At 58.0% G+C, this 14,852-nt stretch carries 16 protein-coding genes and 1 tRNA gene; 9 read left to right on the forward strand and 8 right to left on the reverse strand.

What is annotated here, in order from left to right; translation table 11 throughout:
• Positions 1–367: 367 nt before the first annotated feature.
• On the forward strand, positions 368–1,069 hold the full coding sequence (locus tag IG617_RS05110; RefSeq protein ID WP_192107963.1) for a hypothetical protein: 702 nt from the start codon (positions 368–370) through the stop codon (positions 1,067–1,069).
• Here the strand turns inward: IG617_RS05110 and IG617_RS05115 are convergent.
• Positions 1,044–1,439, reverse strand: a complete 396-nt coding sequence (locus IG617_RS05115; protein ID WP_209008276.1) for a hypothetical protein — start codon at positions 1,437–1,439, stop codon at positions 1,044–1,046. The genes IG617_RS05110 and IG617_RS05115 overlap by 26 nt on opposite strands.
• Positions 1,440–1,571: 132 nt before the next feature.
• On the reverse strand, positions 1,572–1,805 hold the full coding sequence (locus IG617_RS05120) for a hypothetical protein (RefSeq protein ID WP_192107965.1): 234 nt from the start codon (positions 1,803–1,805) through the stop codon (positions 1,572–1,574).
• A 323-nt stretch (positions 1,806–2,128) separates the two neighbouring features.
• Here IG617_RS05120 and IG617_RS05125 point away from each other — a divergent pair, with 323 nt between their 5' ends.
• Positions 2,129–2,434: an ETC complex I subunit gene (locus IG617_RS05125; protein WP_153768826.1), complete on the forward strand. Its 306-nt coding sequence runs from the start codon at positions 2,129–2,131 to the stop codon at positions 2,432–2,434.
• Positions 2,435–2,536: 102 nt separating this feature from the next.
• Positions 2,537–2,613: transfer RNA gene (locus IG617_RS05130), tRNA-Arg, on the forward strand.
• A 244-nt stretch (positions 2,614–2,857) separates the two neighbouring features.
• Here the strand turns inward: IG617_RS05130 and IG617_RS05135 are convergent.
• Complete coding sequence (locus IG617_RS05135) at positions 2,858–3,121, reverse strand: hypothetical protein (RefSeq protein ID WP_192107967.1); 264 nt, start codon at positions 3,119–3,121, stop codon at positions 2,858–2,860.
• Positions 3,122–3,385: 264 nt separating this feature from the next.
• Here IG617_RS05135 and IG617_RS05140 point away from each other — a divergent pair, with 264 nt between their 5' ends.
• Positions 3,386–5,395 carry a BTAD domain-containing putative transcriptional regulator gene (locus IG617_RS05140; RefSeq protein ID WP_192107969.1) on the forward strand — a complete coding sequence of 670 codons (2,010 nt, stop codon included), beginning with the start codon at positions 3,386–3,388 and terminating at the stop codon, positions 5,393–5,395.
• 22 nt (positions 5,396–5,417) lie between these two features.
• Here IG617_RS05140 and IG617_RS05145 read toward each other — a convergent pair whose 3' ends face one another.
• Together IG617_RS05145 and IG617_RS05150 are read right to left on the reverse strand one after the other, a co-directional pair.
• The gene (locus tag IG617_RS05145; protein ID WP_192107971.1) at positions 5,418–5,717 is read right to left on the reverse strand and encodes a hypothetical protein; all 300 of its coding nucleotides are present in this window, start codon (positions 5,715–5,717) and stop codon (positions 5,418–5,420) included.
• A gap of 98 nt (positions 5,718–5,815) precedes the next feature.
• Positions 5,816–6,079: a hypothetical protein gene (locus tag IG617_RS05150; protein ID WP_192107973.1), complete on the reverse strand. Its 264-nt coding sequence runs from the start codon at positions 6,077–6,079 to the stop codon at positions 5,816–5,818.
• 227 nt (positions 6,080–6,306) lie between these two features.
• On the opposite strand from IG617_RS05150, the gene IG617_RS05155 reads away from it, so the two are divergent.
• Positions 6,307–7,773 carry a YcaO-like family protein gene (locus IG617_RS05155; protein WP_192107975.1) on the forward strand — a complete coding sequence of 489 codons (1,467 nt, stop codon included), beginning with the start codon at positions 6,307–6,309 and terminating at the stop codon, positions 7,771–7,773.
• A 199-nt stretch (positions 7,774–7,972) separates the two neighbouring features.
• Here the strand turns inward: IG617_RS05155 and IG617_RS05160 are convergent, their stop codons facing one another.
• Positions 7,973–8,536: a CAP domain-containing protein gene (locus IG617_RS05160; RefSeq protein WP_209008277.1), complete on the reverse strand. Its 564-nt coding sequence runs from the start codon at positions 8,534–8,536 to the stop codon at positions 7,973–7,975.
• Complete coding sequence (locus IG617_RS05165; protein WP_192107977.1) at positions 8,533–9,372, reverse strand: phosphodiesterase; 840 nt, start codon at positions 9,370–9,372, stop codon at positions 8,533–8,535. Before IG617_RS05165 ends, IG617_RS05160 begins: the two co-directional genes overlap by 4 nt.
• A gap of 177 nt (positions 9,373–9,549) precedes the next feature.
• Here IG617_RS05165 and IG617_RS05170 point away from each other — a divergent pair, with 177 nt between their 5' ends.
• Genes IG617_RS05170 through IG617_RS05185 form a run of 4 tightly spaced genes read left to right on the forward strand, consistent with a single transcriptional unit; the run spans position 9,550 to position 13,408 of the window.
• Positions 9,550–11,355, forward strand: a complete 1,806-nt coding sequence (locus tag IG617_RS05170; RefSeq protein WP_192107979.1) for an ArnT family glycosyltransferase — start codon at positions 9,550–9,552, stop codon at positions 11,353–11,355.
• Positions 11,352–12,302, forward strand: coding sequence for a phosphatase PAP2 family protein (locus tag IG617_RS05175; RefSeq protein WP_209008278.1), 951 nt, complete (start codon positions 11,352–11,354; stop codon positions 12,300–12,302). The genes IG617_RS05170 and IG617_RS05175 overlap by 4 nt, the downstream gene beginning before the upstream one ends.
• Entirely contained in the window at positions 12,295–13,059 is a 765-nt protein-coding gene (locus IG617_RS05180) for a glycosyltransferase family 2 protein (RefSeq protein WP_192107981.1), read from the forward strand. Before IG617_RS05175 ends, IG617_RS05180 begins: the two co-directional genes overlap by 8 nt.
• A gap of 34 nt (positions 13,060–13,093) precedes the next feature.
• Entirely contained in the window at positions 13,094–13,408 is a 315-nt protein-coding gene (locus IG617_RS05185) for a lipid-A-disaccharide synthase N-terminal domain-containing protein (protein WP_192107983.1), read from the forward strand.
• Positions 13,409–13,474: 66 nt separating this feature from the next.
• Here IG617_RS05185 and metC read toward each other — a convergent pair whose 3' ends face one another.
• Entirely contained in the window at positions 13,475–14,656 is a 1,182-nt protein-coding gene (gene metC / locus IG617_RS05190; protein WP_192107985.1) for a cystathionine beta-lyase, read from the reverse strand.
• Positions 14,657–14,852 lie beyond the last annotated feature (196 nt).

Genomic DNA, 14,852 nt, shown 5'->3' on the forward strand with positions numbered 1-14,852 from the left:
AAATTTTGAGATTCGCAACGAGCGGCACCTGTCTGGGCCGTCGCGGGATGTTTCATATTGTTTCTGCTTGTCGTTGTGCTTGGCAGCGTGGCGAGCCTCGGTTTCCTGTATCCATTCTGCCGGTGAAGAAAAGCCATCGAAGCACACCCTTGCATACAAGTTTTGCGCGAATTTTTTCCCGAATAAATATGGCAATGTATGCGAAATTGCTTTGTGCTCATTTTAAAAGCGCGAAATACCCTGCGTCATTCATCTATTTCGTTGAAGCATATCGCATTTTAGCAATTACAGCTTTTCTAGTGGCGCGAAGTTGAGCAACATGGCCGTCTGTATTGCAGTATGAGTTGCGTGGGGTAGTCTGGGGCAGATGTACGTTGATCAGATGGGCGATGAGACGCTGGAAGTCACTCAGGCCGTGGGGCTGCTTCAGGACAAGATCAGGTCTGCCGGGCTGCGCCTGAAGGAAAGCACGGATTTTTCCCTGTTCGAAGACACCATCCGGGCGACCGATGATCGCTATCTGATGGAAGATTTTTCCAGCAAGTTTTTTGACCTGCATGGTGCCAGCGCGTTCTGGATCGGGGCCTGGGACAAACAAGGTGAGCCGGTTTCCGTTCAGGCGGCCAAGATTGAAGACCTGCGCGACCGGAGCCTGGGGCAGCACTGGCAGCAGCAGCAGCGCAGGATGTTCGTCGATCCGACCCCCGAAGCGGAACTGGGCGAAGATCACGCCCATGACGCGTTTTTCATGCGCGGGCGGATCGTCTATCACGGCAACCTGTGGCTCCGAAAGGACGCCAGGGGGCAGGGGCTTGCAGAAGCGCTCACCCAGCTCGGCTTTTTGATCTCTCTGTTGAAATGGTCGCCGGACTATCTCTACGGCCTGATGGCTTCGCGCAATGCGATGAAGGGATTTGGCCTCAGGGTCGGCTATCGCCGGTTTGCGCCGCGTGGAACCCATTGGATCACGCCGCCGGAGCATATCCGGGCCGATGACTGGCTGGTCTATTCCAACCGCAATGACCTGATCACGCTGGCGCGTACTATAGCTGCTGAAGGTCCTGGATAACGCCGAAGTAGGCGCAGAACCGTCGGTCAGACTTCGGTGAGGGGCGCAGCGCAATGATCAGCCGCTCAAAGGCGATATCGACGACCTTGTCTTCCATATGGATCGCAGTACGGGCGTAGCCGTAATAGGGGCGCTCTTCCAGGGCTGCGCGATAGGCGGCGGCCGAGGCTTCCTCGAGATCGGGATCCGGTGTCCGGAGCTCCTGGCCCTGTTGCATGGCCCAGTCTTCTCCGAAGAGGTGGCGCTGGCTCGAACGTCGTCCGACATAGAAGATTGGCGGCGGACCGATGCCTTCGAGCTTGTCGGAGCAAAGGCTCAGATAAGGCATGTGTTCGCGCAGCTTCTCCGAAACGAGCCCGGAAGAAGACATCATACTTTCATAGAAAGCGGAGAGTTGCGGGTCAGCGAGACCTTTTTCAATCGCTTCTGTGCCCAACTCTGTGAATACTGTCCTGTTCTTGGTCAGCAACGCGAGAAACACCTCTGTTCGTTAGGTCGCCGTTCACTTTGTAAACGCCTTCAACAGGAGAGCAATGATACAGCAGAACTCTTCCCGCGTCTCTGAACTTAACTCATGAACGTTAGCAACCTGATAATCCAACATGAGGATCATATCCCACATATCGGTAAGATTGTGTTTATCGACCTCGGCCTTCAGTTTTACGACGTTGTCGGCGCGGGGCTTCAGCTGGTTCGGAACATGGATCTCGCTGATAATGAAGGGCGGCGTCTGCATGTTTTTCTTGTCTTCTTCGTCTTGCCCGTACCTGGGCGTTCCGAGTTTTGCGTCCGGTGAGCAGAAGCTCAGGAGCGTCCGATGAATCAGCCTAGCGTTCGAAAGCCTCGAGAGCTACAAATCGCACGGACTATTCAGGGTTGTATAGATCGACTTGAGAAAACCTGCTGGGCTGGTTAACGGACGATTTCGGTTGTTGGCTTTGACTGGTTGATTGCGATCGGCTGTTGACTTCGCCTCAAAAGCCGGGAAAAAGCTGTGATAGACTTTGGCAGTGCCGATGCGTCGGTGCCTTTGCCTTTTAGACGCGAGGAACGAGCAGCATGGTTGCGCGTATCTACAGACCGGCCAAAACGGCCATGCAGTCCGGTAAAGCAAAGACCCAGCGCTGGGTTCTGGATTATGAGCCGGAGGTTGCACGCTCCGTCGAGCCGCTGATGGGCTACACATCGTCGTCGGACATGAAGCAGCAGATCAAGCTGTATTTCGACAGCAAGGATGATGCGGTCGCCTACGCCCGGCGCAACGGGATTGCGCATCGGGTCGAGGAACCGCGTGAGCGTGTCGTGCGCGGCGCGTCCTACTCTGACAATTTCAAGTTCGACCGGTCTGCGCCCTGGACCCATTGAGGGACCTGCATTCAATCCATCATCTGCCCATCTCAGGATGGTCAGACCAGGACAAACTCGCTCTTCTCAGGTCTAACAAACCCTTGAAAGACAATGCCATACGGCCCCGTAGCTCAGCTGGATAGAGCACTCGCCTTCTAAGCGAATGGTCGCAGGTTCGAATCCTGCCGGGGTCACCACTTTTCTGTTTTTCTGATTGGTATTGTTGGATGTCCGCTTGCCGCGGAGCGATCGGCCTTACCGGGTTTCCGAAACAATTATCTGAAGCGACGGAACGTTTTTTGCGCCCAGCTCCCTGGCTGAGCGCGCTTCGCGCAAGTTGGCTGCCGCCAAGGGCTGCACGCCGTCCCGGGACATTTGGTCATGCGGCCGTGCCGCTCTGACCTTCAGCGTTTATCGTGTGGGATAGGTTGATCGATCCGATCAGGAGCCGACGGTCGGCTGATCCTTGGACTTGCCGGCATTGAGTTCCATGGTCAGGGGCGTGATCTTCGCCTTGAGCGCCATGTTCATTTCGGCGTTGTCTTCGTTCAGTGCATTCAGGGCCAGATCAAGCAGATAGGCGCAGAATGTCCGGCCGTCTTTCTCCGCTTCGCGCTTGGTGAAGAAAATCATGCGCTTCAGGGATTCATCCTGATCGAGATCATCCTGAGTTTGAGACTCAACGGCGTCATGCGCTTTGGACATAGTGATACCCATCGTTATTCAACTTCTTTGAACCTGAAGCCGTATCTCCCTGCCTGCCACAGGAAGGTCGTGCCCCGCGATGTCGATCGGCCTTGATCAGGCAATGCAACCTGACTTCAACCTGTTTCTTTGTCACCAAGGATCTGGTTGAGGCGTGAAATTACCGTGATAAAACTATACAGGAATTGGAATTCAGCGATTAGTCTAGATTCACGAGAACCTGTTTTATGGTTACCTACACGCTCAAGCTGTCTGGATTAAGGCATGCCCGTTAGATTGTACATCAATTGTTTGGGGACGCCCGAAGTGCTGGACGACGCAGGGGCCGCGGTCGCTGTGCCGACCCGCAAGGCGCTTGCGATCCTGGTTTACCTGCTCCGGACACCGGGCCGTCTCGTTCCCCGTGAACAGGTGGCAGACATTCTCTGGAGCAAGGCGCCGCGGGACAAGGCGATTCAGTCCTTGCGCCAGGCCTTGAGGCAGGTGAGGCGAATCGAAGAGGCGAGCGGGACCCGATTTCTCGAGGCGGACAAGGGGCATGTGGGTCTGGCCGGCGGCGTGCTGGTTTCAGATTTCGGCGTGGTTTCGGAATTGCTGGAAAGCGGCGGTGCGGCAGACTTCGAAGCCGCCCTTGCGCGCATTCGTGGCCCGTTGTTGAACGGCTACGAGACGCTGGATCCTGTTTTTCAGGACTGGTTGACCATCGAGCGGCAGCGCCTGATGTCTGACTATACGTCGTCTGCGCTCAAGGTGGTCGATACGCTGTCGCTTCTTGAGGAGCCCGACCGGGTCGAAGCAGGCTGCCGTTTTCTGCTGGGTCTCGACAGTGCGCTGGAGCATGCACATCAGCTTTTGATCAAATTGTACCTGGTGTCCGGCCGAAAGGCCGAGGCGCACGAGCAGCTGAAGCGGTGTGAGGCGGAACTCAAGGCGCATCTTGACGCGGACCCTGATGAAGAAACGCTGAGGCTTTTCAACACGCATGCCGATGCCTATGTCGAAAGATCCTCCGCAAAGACCCGCTTTGCCGTGGAGCCGGTTTCGGCGATGGCAACAGCAAACCTTTGTCATTCGGACCGGCCGGATCTCATTCAGCTGCCGCAGCTGACGATTGCGTCGTTTGTCGACGCTGACCGGCTCGATTCGCGTGCTCACACGATCCTCGATGACATTCGCAGTTGTCTCGGCGCCTATCGCAACGTTGAGATCTATGAAAACGACAACGAGACCCAGGGAGTCCCGCAAAAGGTCACCTATGTCGATGCGGGAGAACTGGGCAGCTACCTCCTGCGCTTCCGCCATGATGCACACATGGGGCTGATCTACCTTCAGCTCGAGAATCGTGTGTCGGGCCAGGTGCTTTTCAACGAGGTGATCGAGACCGAGCAGGTGGCCGATTTCAATCGGCTGCGGGAGGCGACGTCGCAGACGGTCAATCGCATTCAGTCCCATGTGATCGGCAGGCTTCGCGCGAGGGTCGGGAAACAGCCGTTTTCCAGATGGTGTCAGGCCGAAGCGTTGCTGTGTGAATTCAGTCCGTCTGCCGATCGAAAGGCGGTGGCGATCCTTGATGAACTTCAAGCTGCCAATCCAACCTACTCGGTCGCCTATTCCGGCAAGGCTTCGGTTGGCCTGAAGCAATTGCTGCATTATCCGGACTTTCGGGCAACGCAGACAGGCTCCAAGGATGTGCTCGATCTGGCGGAGCAGGGCGTCCTGCTTGATCCCTGGCATGTGTTCAACCGGCGCATGCACGGCTGGTCGCTGCTGCAGTCAGGCTATTATGACGAAGCGCGCCGGGCATTCACCGAGGCTGCCCGTCTGAACCCGTTTGATCCGACCAATCTCATGTCGATCGCGGAGGGGATGGCCTATATTGGCGACGTGGATGAGGCGCGGCGGAATGCGGAACGGGCATTTTCGCTGTTCCCGGTGATCCCGCGTTTCTTCTACGAGTATCTGGCCAACATCAAATTTTCTGCTGGCGATTATACGTCCGCGCTCGAGCTGCTCGACCGGGCGCCGACCGATGGCATCTTGTCGATCACAACCCGGATCGCGGCCTTCTTGTGTTCGGGCCGGGATGGTGAGGCGCGAGACACTCTGGATCTGCTGTCGCGGCGCCATGCAGGTCGTTTCGCAGATGTCACGCGAGATCGGCCAGAGGAGGTTCTCGGCTGGCTCAACCGGATCAACCTTTACCAGGACCCGCAGACCCGCATGCATTACAAGCGCGGAGCGGACATGGTGCGGAGCTACCTTCTGGCGAGCTGAGCGAAACGCAGAGCTTCAGGATTCAGTTCAGGGTGTTGGGCGGAATCAGGTCTGCCAGTTGGGACAGATACTGCTCTTCGCCGGATGCTAGGCGTTCTTCATTCAACCGGTAGGGAAGAACCACAGGAGGTTTTTCGTGATCGTTTTCCTGAATGACCTTGAAATTGAACAATGCAGCCGTCTTTTCCGGAAGACCGATGCGACGCAGTTCTGCAGCAGGATCGTCAATTAGCCTTTGCTTCAGTTCCGGATTTACGGATGCCTCTGCCAGCAGCTTTCCAAGCGCCACGATGTTTTTTTCATAGGCAGGAAAACGGGGCATGTCTTTATCCTTTTGACGCCGCTCGGCGGCGAATCCATTGAACGGAAACTTTGTGAATGTTCCCGCCACCAAGGACCATGGCGGCGGGAGCACTAAAATCAGTCAGGCTGAATGTGGTAGACGCAGGAACCGAGGGCGCGGCGTCCGAGCTCTTCCAGATAGGCTTCGTCGCCAATCTTGGCAGCGTCAACGCTTGAAGGCACGACCAGGTGCACCGTGTCAGCCGTATCGGCATAGACTTTGACATCGCCCTTGGCGGCAATGGTTTCTGCGAGTTCGTTGCGCTTTTCGCCGTCCTGGATCATTGCGCCGACCTTGGCGCCGAGTGTCAGAATGTCTTCGCGGGTGTTAAGCTGGGTCATGACAAGCCTTTCAAAGAATACAGGTTGTGGATCTCCATCCCGAAATCACCGCGTGATGGCGGAGCGTCGGAAGCTCTTCTCGACGCTGGTTGCGTGTGAAGACCGGCCCATGTCCGGTCACACCGCTCGCTCAGTCGAAAGCGCACTCCGATGCTTCGGCAAGACACGGGCAATGGCAATAATCACAGGCCGTATCGCTTGGTCTTGCAATTCAGGGTGGTTGTAGGGTGTGGACATCTGACCTCGGCAGTGTGGGACCTAGCGCCAATGGTCCGAAGGAAGGCTTCAGACATCTTGCAAACAAGTTGTCGGAGCTGGGCAGCGCACTGCCGCTCGAGGGACTTGAAAAGCCCGCCGGTGACGCTGCGCGATTGCTGTGTGACTGGGGGGCGGCGACCGTGGTCGGGACGCGCCTGCAGCTTGAGGCCCCGATCACGCCCGACCTGTTGACACTCTTTGCGCCGCTGCTTGACCTTTGCCGACCTGGGATTTTCGATACGCCGCTGCCTGCTTGTCCGCTTCAGCTCAAGGCAGGTCTTGCCGATGTCATGGGTCCGTCCTGGGGAGATTGCGAGCCTGAAATCCTGAAATTGGTGGCCGGTGGCCAAGGGGATGTCGGGGCACAGGCGCTCGTTTCCTGCCTCGGCGAGATGGCGGAACGCCTCAGTCTTTTCACCCTCGGCACGGATGATGACCGGGTTTTCGATCGCGGCGATGGTGGCGACGAACTCGCTCTTGGCTCGCTGCTTGGTTTCAGCCAGCGGCAGGAGAGGGATCTGGCACGCTCTCTTGTGGGAGCTGCCGCCTATTTTTCAGGAAATCAGATCGACTGGAACACCCTTGACGGCCGCCGCGTTTGTATGCGGGATCTCGCGACGGGGCGAGAGGTTCAGGTTCCCGCTTTTGGCGTTCTCATGGGCGAGGGGCGTGGGCTTGGTCTCTCCGGATTGAGCCTGACCTCAACGGTCGGCGCAGCGGTCTGGTCCGAACCAGAGGAGGCTCACCGAAGGGCGTTGCACGAGCTGGTCGAGAGAGATGCCGTCGGTCAATTCTGGTACAACCGCCTGGGGATAACCCTTCTGGAGAGGGGCATGTGGCGAGAGTTTATCCACCGAAATTGCGAGACCTATCTGGATGAGCGGGAAAGGGTGACCACTTTTATACGTGTCGACACTGATTTGAGTGCTCACGTAATCGTTGCTGTTTCGTTTGAACGCGATGGTCTTGGGGCCTGTGTGGGAGCATCTGCCGCTCCAACGTCGGAAAGTGCTGCAATGTCCGCTCTTGGGGAAATGCTCCAGGCCGAGCTTTCGCTTGGTCTGATGGCGCGCGCGCACAAGGACGCCCCGCCAAGCGCTCAGCTGCCGGCTGCCCTTCGATATTCCAGCAGCACGCGGATCGCAGAGGATCTGAGGTTTGCCGCAGCGAAACCGGCAGATGTCGGATCACTGGGCGTCGTCTATGGACCTGACGATTTGTTTGAAAGCTGCCTCGAGAAGTCCCTGAAGCTTTATGCCTTCGACGCAACGCGTTCTGATCTTGCCATTCCCTGCATCAAGATCATGTCTCCGGATCTTTGCTCATGGCAGCCAAGGTTCGGAAAGCCGCGACTGTTCGATGGGGTTGTCGACCGAGGATGGGCTACCTCCCGCGAGGATGAGCAAGTCTTTGAAAACAGGCCGTTTCCTTTTTAGTCCGATAGCTTTTTGAGCGCGGATCGTGCTGGTTGACAGGTCGGTGGTGCTGCGACAACTAAAAACATGATAGTAAAACTCATGTTTTTAGTTGTGCTGTCAATGGCTGTCGCCGAGGCTCCTTCGTGACCTTCGGCCGGTCTCTGGAAACCGACTTCAGGCGGGTCTTCGGACTCGCCTTTTTTCGTTTGGAGCCGTTTTAGCGCAGAGACGGGCGACCGTCTGCCACCGGACGGGAGAGGGTCATCGCCCAGAAGTTTCGCCACTTGCCATTGGATCTGACCATGCGGCCTATCCCGATGCGGGTGACATAGGGATTGAGCAGGTTCTTGTTGTGACCGGCAGAGCCCTTCCAGCCATCCATCGCCGCATCCAGGGACGCATAGCCTGCTCCAAGGTTTTCCGCGCCGGCATAGTTGCGATAGCCGGCTTTCTCCAGCCGCTGCGAGAGACCAAAATCGCTGTGGGCCCAGGTGTCCATGCTGTCGCGTTCGGCGATATGGCGCGCCATCGCAATGGAGACTTCATTCAGTGTTTCGTCGAGGGTCAGCGGATAAAGCCCGTTTGCCGCGCGGTAACTGTTCAGCTTCGCCAGCATGTCGCTGCCATCGACCGGCACATTGCTGATCACCGGTGCGTCTTCAAGCTCCTTGCCGCTTTGCAATCCGCCGCAGCCGGACAGTTGGAATCCGGCGAGCAAGAGCAGGGGGATCAGAATGAGGGCTCGCAGACGAGCCCCCAAGAGGTTGTGCAATGCCATCATTCAGGCTTGTCTCCAGGCCACGTCACGCCCTCGTCGGACCAGAATGGAAAGGGGCCGGGATAGTTTTCGACATAGGCCGTGTGTGTCACTGTTCCGGACCTGGGCGTGTGTTGGTGCAGGAAATAGGCTGCAGGCTCGAACGAGAACATGGACGGCGAATCCTCCTTGAAGTCGAGCATCAGCTGGTGAGCAACGCTTGGCGCCAGGGTCATGATCTTACCGGCGAATGCGGCAACGATCGGCCGGTGCACATGGCCGCAGATGATGCGTTCGACATGAGTATGAGGCGCGATCACTTCGGCAAGTGCTTCTGAGTCCATCAGACCGATGTTGTCCATATGCGGGATGCCGGTGCTCGCAGGCGGATGGTGGATCGCCAGCATCGTTGGCCGATCATTGGCTGCCAACGTTTCGGCGAGCCAGTCGAGCTGCGCCTTGCCCAAAAGGCCATGAGGTTTTCCAGGTACATTGGAATCGAGCGCGATCAGGCGCAGCGAGCCAATATCAGCCGTGTAATAAAGCTTTTCGCCCGAAGCCTCTGAAATGCCGGGATAGTCGGAAAAGGCTGAGCGCATGCCCTCGGAGGTGTCGTGATTCCCGGGGATCATGTAGATCGGCATGGGCAATCTTGCGAGAATATGCCGGGCAAGGGCGTATTCGCGTGGATCGTCGCGATCTGTCAGGTCGCCGGTGATCACGACGGCGTCGGGACGCTGCTCGAGCCCCAGGATTGCCCGGATGGCGCGCTCCGCGAGCATGTTTGTGTCGCTGACGCGGTAGCAGGTCAGGCCGCTGGGGCGAAGGTGGAGATCTGTGATCTGGGCAATGAGTGTCATGTCGGGTCCTGGTGGATGACGAGCCTTGGGGCGGGAATGACGATAACGATGCCGATGGCGGTGGCAAGCGCCTGTTTCCCTTTTCCTCTGGCTCATGTAGGAGGAAGCAGCGTGGAGCTTTACGCATCCCGTATGACAGTTTTGTCACCAGATGTATGAGTGGACGGGTCGAGCGAAATGACCGAAACAACGCAGGGCGATCAAAGCAGCCCTGAAGCAGCGCCAGCTTCGAACTCCGGCGAGAGCACAGGCTCCGTCGATCATCGCGCTGGCGGCGCCACCGGCGAACCCCAAGAGCGGCCGCGGCCCTTTTGGATGCGCCTTTTCGGACATGATCTGTCCGCACCGCTCCTTTTGCTGGTTCTGTCGATTGCATTGTTTGCGCCGGGTCAATGGACAGTTCCGCCGCTTGATCGCGACGAACCGCGGTTCACGCAAGCCACGAAGCAGATGCTGGAAACTAGCGACTATGTCGACATTCGTTTTCAGGACGAGGCACGGCACAAGAAGCCGGTCGGCATCTATTGGCTTCAGGCTGCTGCCGTCAAGTTGACCGGCCACGACGCAAGCGCGCCGCTTTGGGCCTATCGACTGCCCTCTCTCATCGGAAGCGTGCTGGCCGTTCTCCTGGCCTACTGGATGGCCCGGGCCTTCACCGGACCACCGGCCTCGCTTCTTGTCGGACTCTTCATGGCTGCTGCCATAATTGTGGGGGTTGAGGCACGGCTCGCGAAGACCGACGCGGTTCTTTTTGCGGCGATTTTGCTGGCTCAGGGTGCGCTGGCCCGGCTCTGGATGAGAAACACGGAACATCGTCAGTGGGGTCTCGCCTTTGTCTTCTGGACGGCACTGGCTGCAGGCGTTCTGATCAAGGGGCCCGTCGCTCCAATGGTTGTTGGGCTGACGGTCATCGCCCTTTTTGCGCTGACCAGAAAATTTCGCTGGTTCAAGGGCGCCGTTCCGCTCCTTGGCGCGCTCTGGTTTGTGCTGTTGGTCGTGCCGTGGTTTGTAGCAATCTGGATCGCGACGGACGGTACATTCTTTCAAGAAGCAATTGGTAAGGATCTGCTTGGCAAGGTCGGGCAGGGGCAAGAGGGACATGGCGCACCGCCACTGACACACCTCGGCGCGATGTTCGGCGTCTTCTGGCCACTTCCAGCCTTTGTGATCCTGTCGATCTCGACCATTTGGCGCGAGCGCGCAAGCCGGTTGGTGGTCTTTTCGGCTGCCTGGTTCCTTCCGTCCTGGGTCGTGTTCGAGCTGGTTGCGACCAAGCTTCCCCATTATACAATGCCACTGTTGCCGGCACTGGCCTTGCCGGTGGCCGCCGCACTTGTCGATGGAGCAGGAGAAAACGCGCGGAAATCGGTGCGCTGGCTTGCCGCGATCCTGGTGGCCCTACCGCCGCTTGGTCTGGCGGTCGCCTCATTTGCTGGACCACTGTATCTTGGCGATTGGCCGTCGCCGCCCGGCGTTGTCTTGTGCGCAATCGGTGCGGTGCTTGTCCTGTTCTCGGCCTCACGTGTTCTTGCGGGAGCTGCGCTCCACGGCGTGCCGACCGCTGTTGCGGCAAGCCTTGCCATTGCCGTTGGCTTTTGGGGCTTCGTCGGTCCGGCGCTTACAACCATCTGGGTGAGCCCGCGACTGGTCGAAGCGATTGATGCAGTGCCGGCATGCAATGATCCGATGGTCGTGACGACCGGTTTTCACGAGCCAAGCTTCATCTTCCTGCAGGGCACGGACACGAAGATCGTGCCGGCTGAACAGGCCGCAGAGTTTTTGAACGAAAGCAGCGCCAATTACGCCGGTTGCCGTATTGCGGTCATAGAAAGCCGTCAGGAGGACGCGTTTCTTGGGGCTGCCAAGGCGATTGGACTTGTGCCAAAGTTGGTAAGCAGGCTAGAGGGCTTGAATATCAATGGTGGCAAACAGTTGGACATCGGTCTCTACAGAGCCGGTGCGCCGGCTGAAAAGGCTGAATGACCAGCCAGGCGACGGGCCGGATGACGACAGAGAACTTTGCCGAGAGGCTTAAGATAACCGGATCGCGCATGCTGCGGAATTTCCGCGCTGTTCGCTCCATTATCGCAGATCGCCGGGATCGGGCTCAGCGCTTTCAAGATCCGTTGCGGCCTGGTCAAAGACCCCAGGACATTCTTGCGATCCTTTTGCTGACCGTCGGTGTCGCGGTCGTCGCGCTCGATATTCCGACCTATCCGTGGCTGCGCTCCCTGCCAGGCGAATACTGGTCGACCTTCAATGCCTTCACCGATGTGGGCAAGGCGCACTGGATCTTGTGGTCTTGCGGTCTTCTTTGCCTTTATCTTCTGGCGTTGGATGCGTCGAAACTGACGTTCCGTCTGCGCATGACCGTCGGTGCTGCCTTCACCTATGCGGGCTTTGTCTTCTACACGGTTGCGGTGACCGGCATCCTCGCCATCATCTTCAAGTGGACGCTGGGGCGCGCGCGTCCCAAGCTTTATGAGCAGGTCGGGCCGGTTGAGTTTGATTTTCTTGCCCTTCAAGGGTCCTACACAAGTTTTCCGTCCGGCCATTCGACGACGGTGGGAGCCATCGCGACCGCTCTGGCTCTGATTTTCCCGACGTGGCGCTGGCTGATCATCGTCAGCGCCTTCTGGGTGGCATTCAGCCGGATCATGGTCGGCGCGCATTACCCTTCCGATGTTATCGCCGGCACGTTGCTTGGCATGACCTTCACCTTTTTCACAGCGCGGGCTCTGGCCCGGCGCAGAATCGGGTTCTGCTTGAGCGAGACTGGCCGGATCGAGCCGATCATCAGCCGGCACTCTGCCCGAATTTGCGCCCGTGCCGTCTGGTACGCCGTGACAGGACGCCGCCGTGCCTATCGCGATGAGACGGAATTCGACGGCGTGGCCGCATCTGACATGAAACGAGACACTGATGAGTAGCAGCTACAGCGAGGCGCTTGCCGCGTCTTCCGGCCACCTTGCGGTCAGCGTGGTCGTGCCGGCAAAGGACGAGGCAGAAAACCTGCCGATCCTGCTGGACGAAATTCGCGATGCGCTGGAAGGCCGGACCTTCGAGGTTCTGGTCATTGATGACGGATCTTCAGATGGCACAGATGAAGTGCTGAAGGCTTATGCCGCCGAAAATGCCTGGTTGCGTCCCTTCCGTCATCGGACGGCGTGCGGCCAGAGCTGTGCCGTGCGGACCGGTGTTCAAAACGCCCGCGGCGACGTGGTGGCGACGATTGATGGTGATGGGGAAAACAACCCGGCCTATATTCCGCAGCTTCTGGATGCGCTTTCCGCTGGCGGGCCATCTGTCGCTCTTGCAGCCGGACAGCGTCTTGGCCGCAAGGCGAGTCTCGCCAAGCGCTATGCCTCGAAGTTCGCCAACAAGGTGCGCGGCGCGATCTTGAAAGACAACACCCGCGACAGCGGCTGCGGATTGAAGGCCCTGCGCCGTGAGGTATTTCTGCAGTTGCCTTACTTCGATAGCTGGCATCGTTTTCTTCCCGCGCTTGTGATCCGGGAAGGTTTCGGTGTGGTGCACGTGGATGTTCTCGATCGCCAGCGCCGTCATGGGACCTCGAAATACGGGATCTTCGACCGCGCGCTGATCGGTATTCTCGATCTCGTGGGTGTCTGGTGGCTTCGCCGGCGCCGCAAGAAAATCCCGACCGTCAGCGCATTGACCGAGTAAATCCGACACATCGTAACAGACGGACTGACACCTGATGGATCAGCTGCTTAATTGGTTCTATACGGTCTTCATCGAGAATTTTGACTTCTGGATGCTCTTCGGCCTCGCCGCACAGGCGATGTTCATGATGCGCTTTGTCGTGCAGTGGATGGCGTCCGAGCGGGTCGGGCGCTCAATCGTGCCCATTGCCTTCTGGTTCTTTTCGATCGCCGGCGGCGTGATGCTGTTTGTCTATGGTGTCATCAAGAAAGAGCCGATTATCATCCTCGGGCAGGGTCTTGGTCTGGTGATCTATTTCCGCAATCTCTGGCTGATCTTCAAGGAAAAGCGCCGCGATCCGACGATCTGAGGGCAGTCTCGAGGAGACCAGCCTCAAATCATCGCTCGCATCGCAATCTGGCTTTCGAGGCTTGAGTCAGCTCGAGAACGCTGCGTCGAGGGCTTGAGCAAGATCCTTGATGAGGTCCTGAGGGTCTTCCAGGCCGATATGGAGCCGTGCGGACTTGAGATCGACGTCATAGGTCGTTGCGCTCCGATTGCCTTTCAGCTTGACCGGGATTGCAAGGCTCTCAAAACCGCCCCAGGAATAGCCAAGGCCAAAGAGCGTCAGACTGTCGAAAAAGGCGTTGGACTGGGTGGTGCTCGTTCCAGCCTTGAAATCGAAGGCGAAAAGACCGCTTGCGCCGGAAAAATCCCGTTTCCAGAGTTCGTGGCCAGGATCGGTCTCTAGGGCCGGGTAGTGGATTGCGGCGACCTCTTCCCGTGTTTTCAGCCAGTCGATTACTTCCAGTGTGTTCTTCATATGCCGCTCGAGCCGCACGGACAGGGTCCTGAGGCCGCGCAGGGCGAGATAGACGTCGTCGGGGGCGATATGGATGCCCATGGCCCCGTGAAGCGCGTCCAGTGCCGGCCATGCCTTCTCGCTCGCACTGATCGTGCCCAGCATCACATCGGAATGGCCGACGATGTATTTGGTGCCGGCCTGGATCGACAGGTCAACCCCGAGGTCCAATGGTTTGCAGTAGAGCGGGCTGGCCCAGGTGTTGTCCATCAGAACGGTCGCTCCGATCGATCTGGCTGCCTGAGCGATCGCCGGTATGTCCTGCATCTCGAAGGTGAGGGAGCCCGGTGCCTCTGTAAAGACGGCCGCCGTGTTGGCCTTGAAGAGCGTTTTGACGTCTCCAGCCAGCGCGGGGTCGTAATATTCCACGGCAATATTGTATTTCGGCAGCACGGTGTCGGCAAAATGCCGGGTGGGGCCATAGGAGGTGTCGGCGATTAATACGTGATCACCTGACTTCAGGCAGGACAGGCACGCCAGGGCGATTGCGTTGAGGCCCGAGGTTGCAAGCTTGGTGCCCGCAGCCCCCTCAATTTCGGTGAGGGCAGTCTCGAGTGCCTCGGTCGTTGGTGTGCCTCGCCGGCCATAGACGTAGGGTTGCCCGCCTGTTTCCATGGTCGCCGTGTTTGGGAACAAGACCGTCGACGCGTGAACCACCGGCGGGTTCACGAAACCGTGGAACTCTCTCGGCTTGCGGCCGGTGTGTGTCAGGACTGTGTCTGCTTTAAAGGCAGCAGGCGTCGAATTTTTGGTCATGTTCACCTTCTGTGCATTTTGCTGGTAACCAATTTCATGAATCGGCTCCCGAAATCTCTTAGAACGTTATCTGCAACCCCTTGACCCGCTGCGTCAAATGCCATCGTATACTGGTATTGGGAAGGTGGGCGCTTGCCCGGAGGAGATGAGTTGCTTGAACGGTTGCAACATTCAATCGGTTCAGTGGCGAGTTCAG

The sequence above is a fragment of the Roseibium polysiphoniae genome (genome assembly GCF_014842925.1).
Classification (GTDB): Bacteria; Pseudomonadota; Alphaproteobacteria; order Rhizobiales; family Stappiaceae; genus Roseibium; species Roseibium polysiphoniae.